Raw genomic sequence first — 15814 nt, forward strand, 5'->3', positions numbered from 1 at the left:
GCATTATGGAGGCAACATCATGAAACGCTATGCACGATGGCTGCTGTTGATTGCAACAGCAGTAGGGTTGACGGGAAACGCGAACTTGGCTAACGCACAGAGCATGAATGCAGGTGATATCCGAGGTATCGTAACTGATCCCAGCGGCGCCGCTATCCCCGATGTGACGGTTACGGTTCTCAACAAGAACACCGGCGTCTCGAAAGACTTCACAACGAATCAGGACGGACTTTACGATACATCGTCCATCGTCCCGGGAACCTACGAGATCACCTTCTCGAAAGAAGGGTTCCAGAAATACGTTCGCTCTTCCATCACGCTGCAAGTGCAGGAGATAAGGATCAACGCTCAGCTGACTGTCGGAGCGGTGACGGAACAGGTCGTGGTGAACACCGATCTTCCTCTGCTTTCGACTGAAAACGCAGAGCAGACTACGACGCTGGAAGCCAAAACAATGGCCGAGCTTCCTCAAACTGGAACACCGAACTGGGAGAACTTTACAATCCTCGTACCTGGGGCCTCTGGAGCGCCAGGTGGATCTCAGGGGGCAACGAATCCCGGACAGGAAGTTGCCGTCAATGGCAATCTTCCTTTCAGCACGGTGCTTGCTGACGGAGCGGCCATCACGCTGCCTTCCAGTGCAAACGCCGACGTCATGATCTTCGAGACGATTCAAGAGGTAAAGGTAAGCTCCTCAGCATTTTCTGCCCAGTACGGTGTTGGCGGAATCATGTTCAACCAGATCAGCAAGGGAGGAACAAGTAGCTTCCACGGATCGGCATATGAATACTTTCAAAATGATGCGATGAATGCCGCCAGCTATGCATTTGCCCAGAAGACTAGGCAGCAGGCTATCGCGAAGGTCCGTTATAACAACTTCGGCTTTTCGGTGGGTGGACCCATCCTTAAAAAGAGACTGTTCTTTTTCTTCGACTATGACAAGATCATCAATCACGGAGCTGCATCGCAGGGATACTCTACGGTGGCAACCGATGCGATGCTGAATGGAGACTTTACCGGTTTGCCGACGATCTATGATCCGGCAAGCACAGTTTTGACCCAGGCAACCGGTCAGCGTCCACTGCCTGGCGTTACCGGCCAAGTTCAGAAATGCCCTTGCTACGACCGTCTCTCCTTCGCCCAGGAGTACGGAAACGGAAACAGAATCCCTCAAAGCCGCCTTGACCCCGTTGCGAAAGCCCTCCGGGATTATCTTCCAAAGGCGAATACTCCTCCGACGATTGCAGCCAATGGTGTCCAACGGAACAACTTCTATTACAACGTTCCGAACTCTCAACCATTCCAGAAGTTTTTCGGTCGCGCCGATTTCGACATTACAGGCAATAACCGCCTAACCATGACCGAGACTGCGAGTGATAACCCTGCCTACTCTAACGGTCAAGGTAATTGTCCTATCAATTGTCAATCGCAAGATGTCAGTCGGCACAACGCTCAGATCACCGATGTCTGGACAATCACGCCCAATGTCATCAACGAGCTAAGACTGGGCTACACAAACCAGTTAAACTTTTTCGTCCCAGCTTCTCTGGGGCAAGGATATCCTGAAAAGCTCGGCTGGCAGTTTGCGAAAGCAGATGTCTTTCCAACGATCAACATCAACGACTTCTACCGAGTGCCGAACGACTCCGGTATAACATCCGCAATCAACGCGGTCTATAAAGAGCATGTATATGATCCATCGGATGTTGTAACTCTGATTCGCGGCAAGCACATCCTTCACTTCGGCGGCGAGTTTTTATTCTTCCGCGACAACTCCACTGCATGGGGAAACATCACCCCCGGTACGATGGGGTACACCGGCATCTATACCTCCTCGACCAACGTTACGAATGGAACGGGCTTGTCTTATGCGGACTTCCTGCTGGGGCAGACCCAGAACTGGACCGCGCAGGTCACACCGGAATATGGCGCCAGAATGCGGTTGCCCCAAGTGTTTGTTCAGGACGACTTCAAGGTCACTCCAAATCTGACCCTCAATCTTGGTCTCCGTTATCAGATCCAGTCCGGCTGGGGTGAGGTCAAGGGCAACATGCGAGTCTTCGATCCCGTGGTTCCGAACCCCGGGAGCGGAACCACGGGCGCCATGTGGTATGGATCGACCAAGGCTCATGGCCGGAGCACGCTACAGGCTCCTGTCTATAACACGTTCCTTCCTCGCGTCGGCTTTGCCTGGCAGATGCATTCGGACACGGTTCTTCGCGGCGGCTTCGGGCTTTACGCCTATAACTGGAGCCTAGACACCTATGGCGGCGGTATGGGTTCGGCATTTGGCACCCAGGGGAACCTTAGTGACCAGGCGCCCAACGTAAATCCGGTTGTGATCCTAGGATCATCGGGTGCAAGTTTGCCTTATCTGAATGCCACGACGGCTCCGGAAGGATTCAACGGTCAACAGGTGACCTACAACCAGTACCACTCTCCGGTCGGCGGATCTTATCAGTGGAACCTAAGTCTGCAGAAGCAGGTTGGTGCGGACATGGTGATGGAGATGTCCTATGTCGCAAGTCATGGCCATGACCTGCCGTTTCCGGTAGATATCAACCAAGTGCATAAAGAAAATTTATCCCCCTCTGACACCAGTGCTCGTCCCTTCCCTCAGTATCGAGGGATTCAGGGCAGTACCAATAACGCACTTTCAAACTACAACTCGCTGCAGGCCGTCGTTCAGAAGCGTATGTCCCACGGTCTGAACTTCAACTTCAGCTACGTCTGGTCTCACTTCCTCAGCGAGATGGATTCCTCGGGTTGGGGTAGCAGAGCAGGCGCCCAGAACTATCAGGATGCTTACGATCCTTCGGCGAACTATTCAAACTCGAACTTTGACGTGAGAAACGCCTTCAAGGGCAGCGTAGTCTATCAGCTTCCGTTCGGAAAAGGGCGTCAGTTCCTAAATAACAACCTGTTCCTGGATGAGGTGATCGGTGGGTGGCAGACATCGGGCACGCTGGTTCTCCAGAGTGGCCAACCCTTCACTGTGAACATGAGTGATAACTCGTCCTCCTACACACTCACCTCAAATGGGAAATGGTATCCAAACCTGGTTGGTAGCCCTTCGTTATCGAGCCGTGGTGGCTCTCACGGAACGAACCAGTGGTTCAACGAAGCGGCATATGCTCAGCCGACTCCGGGAACTCTCGGTAACAGTGGACGAAATTCGCTAAATGGTCCTGGGTTGACCAATGTGAACTTTTCGCTCGGCAAGTCGTTTCCGATCTGGGAAAATGTTCGTTTCCAGTTACGAGCGGATGCCCAAAATATCTTCAACCATCCAAGTTTTGGGTTGCCAAATGGAGTTCTTACCCTGAATTCTTCAGGCGCTGTTACCACCGGAACTTCTACAATTCGATCCACAACGGTCGGAGGTCGTACGATGCAACTGAGCGGTCGCATTACCTTCTAGCAATGGCTGGGATGGCGGCAGTTTCCCGCCATCCCAATTTCTTTTTTCAGGGTTTCTAACAAGAGTATGGTTTTGGAATGAAGGTTTTCCCGCTTCTTCTTTTGGCAGGTTTGGCTACTGCCGGGCACAGCTTGGCGCAAACCAGCACAGGCGCTCCATCTGGACAAATCAAAGCTCATCAGCAGCGAGCGCACCAGCTCTTAGCGGAGAAAAAGCCCGAACTTGCAGCCAGGGAGTTTGCGGCTGTCCTCGCCATTGACCCTAAGGATCTGGATGCACAGGCCAACCTCGGTGTCCTGCTTTACTTCCAGAAAGACTACGCCGGCGCGGAGCCTCATCTGCGTGAGGCGATCCAACAGAATTCCGATCTGACGAAGATCCGTGCTCTTCTGGGGATGTGTGAGCGTCGGTTGGGAAAGACGGATGCCGCTCGGTCCGATCTAGAAGCGGTAGTCGGAAAACTGGACGACACGAGCATTCGGATGGAAGTGGGTCTCGAACTTATCGAGATCGATACAGCAGCTCATGATCTTGCGCGAGCAACCACAGTCGTGGAGACGTTACGACAAAAGAGTCCCACAGATCCGCGCGTTCTCTATGCCGCCTACCGAATCTACACCGACTTGGCAGGAGAAGCTCTGCTCGACCTATCGATCGCTGCTCCTGAATCTGGCCAGATGTATCAAGCGATCGCACACGAGCTGGTTCGGCAGCGGGACATGAACGGCGCCATCACCGACCTGCGGAAGGCGATGGCTGCCGATCCCAACCTTCCCGGGATTCACTATGAACTTGCCGAAGCCTTGCATGCATCTGACGATCTCAAACTACGCGGCGAAGCAGAGGAGCAGTACAAACTGGCGGTAGCTGCCAATCCCACGGACGAGAAGGCAATCTCCCGTATGGGGGATATAGCGGTAGAGAAGGGAGAGCTGGGTAGCGCTGAAAATTTGTATAAACAGGCTCTTGTTCTGGCCCCTAACGATCCAGACTCACTGATCGGCCTAGCACGTGTTTATACCGAAAAGAACGATCCTCAAGCTGCTGCTCCCCTTCTGGAGCAAGTGGTAAAGGCGGATGCTTCGAATGTGCAGGCGCATTATCGTTTGAACGTTGTATATCGCAAACTCAAGAGACCGGAGGATGCGAAACGTCAGCTAGAGGAATACCAAAAATACAAAGACATAAGAGAAAAGCTGAGGAAGACTTATAAGAGTCTGCGTCTGGAAGATGAAGGAACCGCAAAGGACAACGAGGCTCACTAATGCGAAGTCGCGGAGCCGCGTGGATAATTTCGCTCGCTGCAGCGCTGTTGTTCGGACAGCAGCAGTCAGCGGTTGCGCAGAAGCAGATTGTGCAGGTTACGGCTGCTCGACAAAGTCTTGAAGGCGCGGTTCCGCACCTCGTCGATATCACTGCATCGACGCACATACATTTCGAACACCTCGCGAGCCCTGATCAGCGATATATCGTCGAGTCGATGGGCGGTGGCGTTGCGCTGCTCGATTACGACGGTGATGGGTGGCTGGATATCTACTTCACAAATGGTCCGAGCGTGGCCATGGCTATTGAAGGAAAGAAGGCTAAGAGCGCGCTCTATCATAACAACCACGACGGAACCTTCACCGACGTAGCGGCGAAGGCAGGCGTAGAGACTCCCTGTTGGGCGATGGGTGCCGCCGTCGGAGATTACAACAACGACGGAAATCCTGATCTCATCATCAGCTGCTTTGGAGGCGTCGTTCTTTATCGCAATAATGGCGACGGTACGTTCACCGACGTGACTCGATCGTCCGGTCTGGACAAAGATACGGGGTGGGCCACCGGCGTCAGCTTCGGGGATTACGACGGCGACGGCTACGTCGACCTGTTCGTGCCTCACTACGTGGACTTTGATTTGAAGGACCTGCCCACCTTTGGTTCGCGAAAGACCTGCCAGTACCACGACGTGCCCGTTCAGTGCGGGCCGCGGGGGCTGAAGGGGTATCCTGACACGCTGTTCCACAATAACGGCGATGGTACCTTTACCGAGGTTTCCCGGCAGGCAGGCGTCGATGACCCAAAGCGGTTCTTCGGTTTGGGAGCTGTATGGTCTGACTTCGACAACGACGGGAAGATCGATCTCTTTGTCGCAAATGACGGGGAGCCAAACTACCTCTACCACAACGAAGGAAACGGTCACTTCAAAGAGATCGGCTACGATGCAGGCGTCGCCGTAAGTGATGATGGTGTGGAACAAGCGAATATGGGGCTGGCACTGGGGGACTACCTGCATACAGGGCGGATGAGCCTTGCGATTACGCACTTCAGCGATGAGTATGCTGTGCTCTATAGAAATGATGGAAATCTGAGCTTCAGCGATGTCTCTCATGCAGCCGGAGTCGCGCGTCCGACGGAGCGATTTGTTGGTTGGGGAGACGCCTTCGTCGACCTGGACAACTCTGGCTGGCAGGATCTGGTATTTGTGAACGGTCATGTTTATCCGCAGGTAGACAATGCCAAGCTCGGGACGGCCTATCGGGAGCCGAAGCTGGTCTTCCAGAATCAGCGTGACGGAAACTTCAAAGATGTCAGCCCACAGATAGGTAGCCCTGTCACGACTCCGCAGGTCAGCCGCGGTTTAGCGGTTGGGGACCTGTTCAATCGCGGCAGGCTTGATCTGGTGGTCGAGAATCTCACCGGCTCTCCCTTGATCGTGGAGACAAGGCCGGAGCCCGCGAATCACTGGGTAAGCTTCGGACTTGAGGGTAGCCCCGCGAACCGTATGGCTTTGAACGCTCGCATATCTGTTATCACTGGCTCGATGCGGCAACTGGATGAGGTTCGAAGCGGAGGCAGTTATCTCTCGCAAAGTGATACAAGGCTTCACTTCGGTCTGGGGGCGTCAGCTAAGATCGACAAGATGGAGATTCGGTGGCCCGACGGAATCTCTCAGGCCTTTACTGATTTGAAGGCTGACCGCTTCTATCACGTCAAAGAAGGTGGCAATCCCGTCGAAACGTCTCCGCGCTAAGCTGCGCCGGTGCCCTTTTGGCGCTTCCTCATCTCTCTGCGCGCCGGGGCTGTGGATTCTCGCACAACCAGCTCGGGTTCCACCACGATTGATTCGGGAATCGAATCCCCCGCAAGCTTCTTCAGCAACATTTGAGCTGCCGTATTGCCCATCCTCTGAAGCGGCTGTCGAATCGTTGTGAGACTGGGAACTTGGTAGGCAGCGGACTGAATGTCGTCAAATCCAAGCACAGAGACATCGTCCGGGACACGCAGCCCGGCTTCATGGAGTGCCCGAATCGTACCCATCGCCGCCACATCGTTGAAGCAGAGTACCGCCGTGAAGGGATGGCCACTTTTAATTAGCTTTCGGATTCCGGGATAGCTGATCTCAGGCGAGTGCGAGTCTTTGGATAGATAAATCATCAGCTCTTCGTGAATCTCGATCCCAAATTCTCTCGCAGCCTTAAGGCTTGCAAGCCATCTTGTGTCAGCATCTGAGCTGAAAGGCTGCCCGTGCATGAATGCAATCTTTTTGTGTCCTAGGTCTCGCAGATGACTGAGTGACAGTCTCGCCGCATGTTCTTCGTCCAGCAGAACATTGGAAACGCCTGGCATCGTGGTGTGCCCAGCCACCGTAATGGTGGGTAGTGGCGGCGGCTCACCCAAGTGGGAATCGATCGCGACAATCCCATCTACGCCTCTGGATCGCAAAAGACTGGGATAGGCGTCAAGCAGCTCTTTGCGATGTCGATGGTGGACCGTGAAGTAAAAGTAGTCTTTTCGCATCAGCAGATCGCCAACGCCGGAGAGGACCTGTGAATGATAGCCTTCGCCAAGTTCAGGAAGCAGGATCCCAATGGTTTGCATGCGCTTGCCTTGCAGCGTGCGTGCGATCATGCTGGGCCGGTAATTGAACTTTTCTGCGGCTTCCCTTACGCGGGCCCGAGTTGTCTCAGGGATCGAACGACCAGGTGTATTGTTCAGAACGAAGGAGATCGTCGAGGGACTCAGACCAAGATATTCTGCCAGCATCTTTAGGTTCGCATGGCGCGCGCCATTATCTGTCGACGATTTTTGCATGTGAACTCAAAGCGATGAACAGCTGTCCCGTTAACCATAACAGCGAAAACAAAGGCTGAATATGATTTCGGAGGAGACCGGAGCGCGGCGGCGAGAGGGGATGTTATCCAAGGTCTTTCCGGTACCAAAGAAAGATCTGGCGAAACAATGGACAATCAGACAAACGTTTGTCTACACTTGTCCGGCTGCTATTCATGAAATGCTGTTGGAGAAGACTCCGCGCAGTTGCAAATATCTTTCGGTCTTCGCGGCCTTGATCCGCGATCTGGAGCGCTGCTCAATGTCTCGTTTCTCGTTGTCTGCTGGATCGCGACGACTCCTCACGGGAGCTCTCGTCCTTCTGTCTCTCGCTCTGCCGCGCGTTGGTTCCAGTCAGGATGAGGTCGCCAGGCAAAGACCGACAGCTAGATCTGAGGGCGATCGATTCGTAGACACTCTACTCGCAAAGATGACGCTTGAAGAGAAGATAGGACAGATGTCCCAGATCGCCTTGAACTCTCCCGAGGGACCTAAGCGGGATGAACGCATTCTCAAGGGTGAGGTGGGTTCATTTCTGTTTGTTCGCGATCCCAAGGAGATCGACCGGCTGCAACATCTGGCCGTGGAGAAGAGCCGTCTCCACATTCCGCTCCTGTTTGGGTTCGATGTAGTGCACGGTTATCGCACCGTGTATCCCGTTCCGCTGGCGTTGGCTGCGTCCTGGGATCCTGCCACAGCCGAGCGTGCGCAGCGAATGGCTGCACGCGAGGCAAGCTCCGTTGGAATCCGTTGGACCTTTGCCCCGATGGTTGATATCGCGCGCGATCCGCGATGGGGAAGAATCATGGAAGGCGCGGGCGAGGACCCGTTCCTCGGCTCTCGTATGGCTGAGGCACAGGTTCGAGGCTTTCAGGGCAGCACACTGAGCGACCCCGGTAGCATCCTGGCCTGCGTCAAGCACTTCGCAGGCTATGGTGCTGCGGCCGGAGGCCGTGACTATGACTCGTCCGATATTTCCGATGAGCAGCTGCAGAACGTCTATCTCCCCCCGTTTCATGCGGCGATCAATGCCGGAGCGGGCTCCATAATGAGCGCCTACATGGACCTCAACGGCGTCCCCGCAACTGGAAATCGATGGCTCCTGCACGACGTCCTTCGGAAGGACTGGGGCTTTCAAGGCCTTGTTGTAAGCGATTGGGATTCTGTGCCGAGCCTTACCACTCACGGCTTCGCCTCAGGCCCAGAGGATGCGGCAGTTCGGGCTGTCAATGCGGGTGTCGATATGGAGATGACCTCGACGACCTTCCGGACGTATCTGGCCGATGCGGTCAAGAAGAAGCTGGTTGCGCAGAGCACGATCGATGATGCGGTCCGGTCCATCCTGCTGGCCAAGTACAAGCTGGGATTGTTCAAGAACCCCTATGTCCCCCTGGAGCGCTCTCAGAAAGAGCTCGTCTCTGACGAGCAGCGCAGCACCGCGCGTGCGATCGCAACGAGGACGGCCGTGCTCCTCCGCAATCAGAACAGCCTTCTTCCCCTCAAGAAGGATCTGCACTCGATTGCGCTGATCGGTCCGCTTATTGATTCGCAACCCGACATCATGGGTTCGTGGAGTCTGGGAGCACACCCCCAGGACACGGTGACGGTCGAGGAAGGGCTCAAGCGATATCTTGCATCTAGTGGAACAAAGCTTCTTGCGACAAAAGGTGTAGAGATTGAGCGCCAACAACCGTCCATCTTCGATGACCAATTTCCGAGTCCTAAGCCCACCTTGACGACTGACGAGGCAAAGCAGGCTGAGTTCAACCATGCGATTGACCTCGTCAAGCAGGCCGACGTGTCGATGCTGATTCTTGGTGAAGCACAGACCATGAGCGGAGAACGCGCCTCGCGTTCCAGTCTGACTTTGCCCGGGAGGCAGGAGCAGTTACTGGAAGCCGCAGTCGCAACAGGTAAGCCGATCGTGCTGGTGCTGGTGAATGGGCGACCGCTCAACATCACCTGGGCCTCCGAGCATGTGCCAGCAATACTCGATGTCTGGTATCCAGGAACGGAAGCGGGAGATGCGATCGCGGAGCTACTCTTTGGTGAGGCTGTCCCAGGTGGCAAACTGCCGGTCACCTGGCCCCGCAGCGTAGGCCAGGTGCCCATCTACTACGGGCGAAACCTGACGCAGATTCCGAACGACCCTGACACCCGATACTGGGACGGCTCAGGCGCCCCGCTCTATCCCTTTGGCTACGGAATGAGTTACACCACCTTCTCGCTCGGAGTCGTAGAGACGAGCGCGAAATCCGTCCCTTCGGGAGGTTCGGTGGATGTCTTCATCGACGTTCAGAACACCGGGACCGTGACCGGTGACGAAGTTGTGCAGCTCTATACCCATCAGCGTTCCGGATCCGCCTCAAGGCCAGTTAGAGAGCTAAAAGGGTTTCGTCGCATCACCTTGAAACCCGGCGAGCGCCAGACTGTCACCCTGAAGCTCGACACACGTGAGCTGGGATTCTGGAGTTCGCAGACGCGCCGCTGGGCCATCGAGGCCGGTGTATTCGATCTTTGGGTTGGAACTGATTCAAACGCAACGCAGCATGCAACGCTGGAAGTTACACCGCAACGCTAACCGAACCGCTGCTTACGAGGAACCAAAGGATGTTCTTTCGCCAGCTTCTTGTTATCTTCGTGCTGTCGCTTACCCCACTGACGGCGACGGCACAGTTTGCACACACGCAGGGCAAGCAGATGGTCGACGGCAGCGGAAAGCCTCTTCTGTTGCGCGGGACCAGCCTGGGCAACTGGATGGTGCCCGAGGGATACATGTGGCTCTTCGATGGAGGACCACAGTCCGGACGCGAGATCGAGGATTTGGTTCTGGAACTTCTGGGACCCGACAAGGCGCAACAGTTCTGGCACCAATATCGCGAGAACTATGTCACCCGTGCAGACATTCATCTGCTGCATGAGGCCGGATTCAACTCCATCCGCATTCCCATGCACTATAAGTTCTTCGAAGCGGACGACGCCGAGGGATTCCGCCTCGTGGATCGAGTCGTGGAATGGGCGCACGAGGAAGGCCTCTACGTCATCCTCGATCTCCACGCCGCTCCTGGTGGGCAGACCGGAACAAACATCGACGATGGTCACGGCTATCCCTGGCTGTTCGACAGTGCGATGGAGCAGTCCCATCTGATCACCGTTTGGGAGCGGATCGCACGTCACTACCAGAACAACCCTACGGTGCTTGGCTACGATCTGCTGAACGAACCTATTCCGCATTACCCTTTACTGCGGCCACTCAACGCGAAGCTGGAGCCCATCTATAAAAGGCTGACGGTCGCCATCCGCAAAGTGGACACGCACCACATCCTCTTCCTCGGAGGTGCCCAGTGGGATACCAACTTCTCAGTCTTCGGGCCTCCGTTCGACAGCAATACAGCTTATAGCCTCCACAAATACTGGATGCCGGTCGAACAGTCGGCTGTTCAAAGCTACGTCGATTTTCGCGACAGAAATAACGTTCCGCTTTGGTTGGGCGAATCCGGCGAGAATACCGATGAATGGATCTCGCAGTTCCGGCAGCTTCTCGAAAAGAACGATATCGGCTGGGCTTTCTGGCCTTACAAGAAGCTTGAAAAGAACTCGGCCGTTGAGACCGTGACCCCTCCCGAGGGGTGGGACAAGATCGTAGCCTTTGCGAAGCTGCCAAGGGGCACAGCAGATGTCGAAGCCCGGCTGAAGGTTCGTCCGGACCAGGAGACGATCAATCATGCCTTCGACGGTCTGCTCGACAACATAAAACTCGAACACTGCCATGCCAATCAGGGATACCTCTCCGCGCTCGGTCTGAAGCAGGTTTCGAGCGGAGATAAATAGAACTTTCCGGATTTGCCCGGTCGACTAACTTTGGAGGACGTGATGACGCGAGAACATCTCTCGATCTGCTGCGCTGCGCTGGTTGTAGCTCTCGCACCGGCATCGATTGTCGGCCAGCAGGTCTCGCTCTGGCTGACGAAGCCGGATCGTTCTGCGCTGTTGCAGAAACAGACAGACAGTCCGTCCTTCTCTGACGGTGGTGCCGCTGGGCAAGTGATCGACGTAGACGACAAACACAGGTATCAGACGATCGACGGCTTCGGCTTCGCTCTTACTGGCGGCAGCGCCCAGTTGATCGCTCATATGGATGCGGAACCTCGCTCGGCTCTGTTGAAGGAGCTGTTTTCGACCGAAGGCGACGGTATCGGCGTGAGCTATCTGCGGGTCAGCGTGGGAGCGTCAGACATGAACGATCACGTCTACTCCTACGACGATCTTCCGTCTGGACAAACTGACGTCAAGATGGAGAAGTTCAGTCTCGCCCCGGATCAAGCCGACGTTGTTCCTGTTCTCAAACAGATTCTGGCGATTAATCCGAAGATTAAGATCCTCGCTTCTCCGTGGTCTGCTCCTCTATGGATGAAGACGACTGGAGTGGCACGAGGTGGTGTGCTGGAGCCGGAGTACTTCGACGCCTACGCGCTTTACCTGGTCAAGTACATCGAAGCGATGAAGACCGAAGGCATCGCGATCGACGCGGTGACTGTACAGAACGAACCCTTGAACGAGAAGAATACTCCGAGCATGCTGATGCTTGAGTCTGAGCAGGCAGACTTCATCGCAAACCACCTTGGACCGGCCTTTAAGAAGGCAGGGATAAAGACCAAGATTGTGCTGTACGACCATAACCTCGACCATCCGTCGTATCCTCTGGCGATTCTTAAGGACAAAAAGGCCAGCAAGTACGTCGACGGCACTGGCTTCCACCTCTATGGCGGAACCGTCGATGCCTTCGATCAGGTTCACAACGCGTTTCCGAAGAAGAATCTCTACTTCACCGAGAAATCGGTCACGGAGCACCGTGGCGGAAGCGAGATGCATATCGCACAGCCGGTGGCGAAGATCGTGATCGGAGCGATGCGGCACTGGAGCAGAAACGTTCTGCTGTGGAACCTTGCTGCAGACCCGCAGGCAGGGCCACACACGAACGAAGGCGGCTGCGCTGGCTGCTATGGCGCTCTGACGATCGATGGCAACAAGGTAATGCGCCTGCTCGCGTACTACACGATCGCCCATGCTTCCAAGTTTGTGCCGGACGGTTCTGTTCGGATTGATTCGCAGCCTTCTGATGCTCTGCCGAATGTGGCATTTGAAACCCCGGATGGTAAGGCTGTTCTGCTAGTGGCGAACACCGGAAACGAGCAGGCGGAGTTCGGCGTGAGATTTCGCGGCAGGATATTCAAGACATCACTTCCCGCCGGAGCAGTTGCAACTTACGTTTGGTAGCAAGCTAATTGGAAAGGCAGAGTGGGATGAGCAGAAGGTTCTGGTTGGGCGTTAGCAGCGCAGTGATGATCGCGTTGTCGGCAACTTCATGGGCATCGGAGTCTTTCTATCGCTTGCGAATGGAGGACAGCAAGGCTGTTTACCTGACACGAGATCAGGGCGGCCTGCATGGTGATGGCGTTCAAGACGACGCGGACGCGATTCAGCAGGCGATCAATAAGGTTCAAGAGACGACCGGCCAGGGAATCGTCTTCGTGCCGGAGGGGCGCTACAGAATCTCGAAGACGATCTTTCTCTGGCCTGGGGTGCGGCTTATCGGGTGGGGAGAACATCGGCCAGCGTTTGTGCTGGGCAAGAACACGCCGGGGTACCAGCAAGGCATGGGTTACATGCTGATGTTCACGGGCAATCGGCCTCGCTCCAACGCAGCGCCTATCCGGCAGGGCAGGCCGCAGCAGCCGGTGCCGGGAGTTGTGCCACTGAATCCTTCGATCGCGGACGCGAATCCCGGGACGTTCTACTCGGCGGTCAGCAACATCGACTTCGATATCGAAGAGGGAAATCCAGCTGCGGTAGGTGTTCGCTTCCATGCAGCGCAACACTGCTATCTGGCGCACATCGACTTCCACATCGGCTCCGGGCTGGCTGGAATTCACGATGCGGGAGATGAGGCAGAAGACCTTCACTTCTATGGCGGCCAGTATGGCATCATGACGCGCAAGCCTTCGCCGGGCTGGCAGTTTACGCTGCTCGACTCGACGTTCGAGGGGCAGAGCAAAGCTGCCATCAAGGAGCATGAGGCTGGGTTGACGCTGATTCGTGCGCACATCAGCAAGACGCCGACGGCGATCTCGATCGATCCGACTTACGCGGAGGAGCTTTGGGTCAAGGATTCGCGTTTCGAAGATCTCAGTGGACCTGCGGTCATCGTCAGCAACGATCGCGGATTGCGTACCGAGATCAACCTGGAAGACATCGTCTGCCGTAATGTTCCCACCTTTGCTGCGTTTCGGGAGAGCGGAAACAAACTCCCGGGACGGGGCGAGATGTATCACGTCAACACCATGACGCACGGCCTTACCTTCGCGAGTCCTTCTTCGCCGGGGGAGGTGAAGACAGCCTACGATGTGAGCTCGATCTCCTCCTTTCCTCCACCTGTTGCGTCCGACATTCCCAAGCTTCCTCCGCAGGAGAGCTGGGTGAATCTGCAGACCCTTGGGGCGAAGGGCGACGGAACGACAGACGATACTGCAGCTATCCGTCAGGCGATTGCTTCGCATCGCACGATCTACATTCCATCGGGCCACTATGTCGTCACCGACACCATCACGCTGCGTCCCGATACGGTGCTGATCGGCCTTAATCCCTCCACGACGCAGTTCGATATCCCTGATTCGACGCCAGCGTTTCAGGGACCCGGATCCCCGAAGCCGCTCCTCGAGACGCCGAAGGGCGGAACCAACATTGTGACCGGAATCGGGCTCTACACGAACGGAATCAACAGCCGCGCCGTTGCGGCAAAGTGGATGGCCGGAAAAGATTCGCTGATGGATGACGTCCGCTTCCTTGGAGGGCACGGAACGTTTGTTCCGGGCATGACGCCCATCTACAACAACACCCATACAGCCGATACCGACATCAACCGGCGCTGGGACAGCCAGTATCCGAGCCTGTGGGTGACAGACGGCGGGGGTGGAACCTTCGCGAACATCTGGACACCGAGCACCTTCGCGCAGGCGGGAATGATGATCTCGAACACGACGACGGAGGGTCGGGTGTACGATCTTTCCAGCGAGCATCATGTTCGCAACGAGGTGAAGATCGACCGCGCCTCGAACTGGAAGATCTACGCGCTGCAGACCGAGGAGGAGCGCGGCGAGGGGCCGTTCTGTTTGCCGCTGTCGATCGATGACTCCAGCAATATCACGGTTGCGAACTATCACAGCTACCGCGTGGTGAGCAGCTATGTACCCTTTCTGAACGCGATTCACGTGGCGAACTCGCACGACATTCGCCTGCGCAACATTCATGTGTATGGCGACAACAAGGTCTCCTTCGACAACTCGGTCGCTGTGGAAGATGGAAAGCCTGAGTTCGTTCGTAATCGTGAGTTCGCCTGGATGACAATCGATACTTCGTCGAACGATCACGAGACGGTTCCCGCAAAATCCTCTTCCGTCCTTGCGGAGGGAGCGAAGGTGAAGCGGCTTACGGGCGGTTTCTACAACATCTCCGGAGCTGCGGTTGATCCTGCGGGGCAGCTGTATTTTGTCGATGCGCACTGGCAGCGCATTTATCGGTGGCTTCCTGAGCAGAACCGGGCGGAGATCGTTCGCGACAGCCCGCTCGACCCGGTGCAGCTTGTCTTCGATAGGGCGGGCGATCTGATGGTGGTCTCCTACGACGGTAACGGAACGGTGTACAGCTTTCGGCCGGATGCGCTGGACGACGAGATCACGCTGCTGAAGCCCCAGAAGGCTGCGCCGCGCGAAGGAATGACGCCGGTTCTGCCGGAGAACTACTGGCGGAACGAGAACGATTTCGTGAACGCGGTTTCGGTCGCAAAGCCGTTCCAGTATGTTTCGCCTGACGGCTCTACCTTCATCCCTGCCGGAGAGGATTTCGTTACCGGCGCGCTTTACTATGGGACGAAGATGGCTGACGTCCTGCGCGCCTTCGGGCTGGGAAGAGCGGAGGAGGGCAAGCTGTTCTACGTCAGCGATGAGAGCTATCAGAAGACCTACGCGGCAGAGGTCGGGCCAGATGGCACTCTGAAGAATATGAAGCTGTTCGCCGAGTGCGGCGGCGAGAGCGTAACGCAGGATTCGCATGGGAACGTCTATATTGCTGCCGGACAGGTTTACGTCTACAGCCCTTCGGGCGATCTGATCGATACGATCAAGGTTCCGGAGCGCCCGATCGATCTCGTCTTCGGTGGCAAGGACGGATCGACGCTGTATATTCTGGCTCGCACGTCCCTATACGGTGTTCCGGTGAAGCGGTAGGGCACCCCTACCGCTTTTT

The 15814-nt window shown here is 55.8% G+C and carries 8 protein-coding genes; 7 read left to right on the forward strand and 1 reads right to left on the reverse strand.

Going from position 1 to position 15814, the window contains the following annotated elements; all coding sequences use genetic code 11:
• The first annotated feature begins 19 nt into the window (after nucleotides 1–19).
• From JAO29_RS15820 to JAO29_RS15830, 3 genes are all read left to right on the forward strand, one after another.
• On the forward strand, nucleotides 20–3421 hold the full coding sequence (locus JAO29_RS15820; protein ID WP_334269216.1) for a TonB-dependent receptor: 3402 nt from the start codon (nucleotides 20–22) through the stop codon (nucleotides 3419–3421).
• Between the two features lie 77 nt (nucleotides 3422–3498).
• Nucleotides 3499–4686, forward strand: coding sequence for a tetratricopeptide repeat protein (locus tag JAO29_RS15825; protein WP_334269217.1), 1188 nt, complete (start codon nucleotides 3499–3501; stop codon nucleotides 4684–4686).
• Nucleotides 4686–6434, forward strand: a complete 1749-nt coding sequence (locus JAO29_RS15830) for a CRTAC1 family protein (RefSeq protein WP_334269218.1) — start codon at nucleotides 4686–4688, stop codon at nucleotides 6432–6434. The genes JAO29_RS15825 and JAO29_RS15830 overlap by 1 nt, the downstream gene beginning before the upstream one ends.
• Here JAO29_RS15830 and JAO29_RS15835 read toward each other — a convergent pair.
• The gene (locus JAO29_RS15835) at nucleotides 6431–7495 is read right to left on the reverse strand and encodes a LacI family DNA-binding transcriptional regulator (RefSeq protein WP_334269219.1); all 1065 of its coding nucleotides are present in this window, start codon (nucleotides 7493–7495) and stop codon (nucleotides 6431–6433) included. The genes JAO29_RS15830 and JAO29_RS15835 overlap by 4 nt on opposite strands.
• A 280-nt stretch (nucleotides 7496–7775) precedes the next feature.
• Here JAO29_RS15835 and bglX point away from each other — a divergent pair, with 280 nt between their 5' ends.
• Genes bglX through JAO29_RS15855 form a run of 4 tightly spaced genes read left to right on the forward strand, consistent with a single transcriptional unit; the run spans nucleotide 7776 to nucleotide 15795 of the window.
• The gene (gene bglX / locus JAO29_RS15840) at nucleotides 7776–10094 is read left to right on the forward strand and encodes a beta-glucosidase BglX (RefSeq protein ID WP_334269220.1); all 2319 of its coding nucleotides are present in this window, start codon (nucleotides 7776–7778) and stop codon (nucleotides 10092–10094) included.
• A gap of 29 nt (nucleotides 10095–10123) precedes the next feature.
• Entirely contained in the window at nucleotides 10124–11344 is a 1221-nt protein-coding gene (locus JAO29_RS15845; protein WP_334269221.1) for a glycoside hydrolase family 5 protein, read from the forward strand.
• A gap of 42 nt (nucleotides 11345–11386) precedes the next feature.
• Nucleotides 11387–12790 (forward strand): glycoside hydrolase family 30 protein, encoded by a 1404-nt coding sequence (locus tag JAO29_RS15850; protein WP_334269222.1) that lies wholly within the window; start codon nucleotides 11387–11389, stop codon nucleotides 12788–12790.
• A 44-nt stretch (nucleotides 12791–12834) separates the two neighbouring features.
• Entirely contained in the window at nucleotides 12835–15795 is a 2961-nt protein-coding gene (locus tag JAO29_RS15855; protein WP_334269223.1) for a glycosyl hydrolase family 28-related protein, read from the forward strand.
• The last annotated feature ends 19 nt before the right edge of the window (nucleotides 15796–15814 follow it).

Source organism: Edaphobacter sp. HDX4, from assembly GCF_036877565.1.
Taxonomy (GTDB): Bacteria; Acidobacteriota; Terriglobia; order Terriglobales; family Acidobacteriaceae; genus Edaphobacter.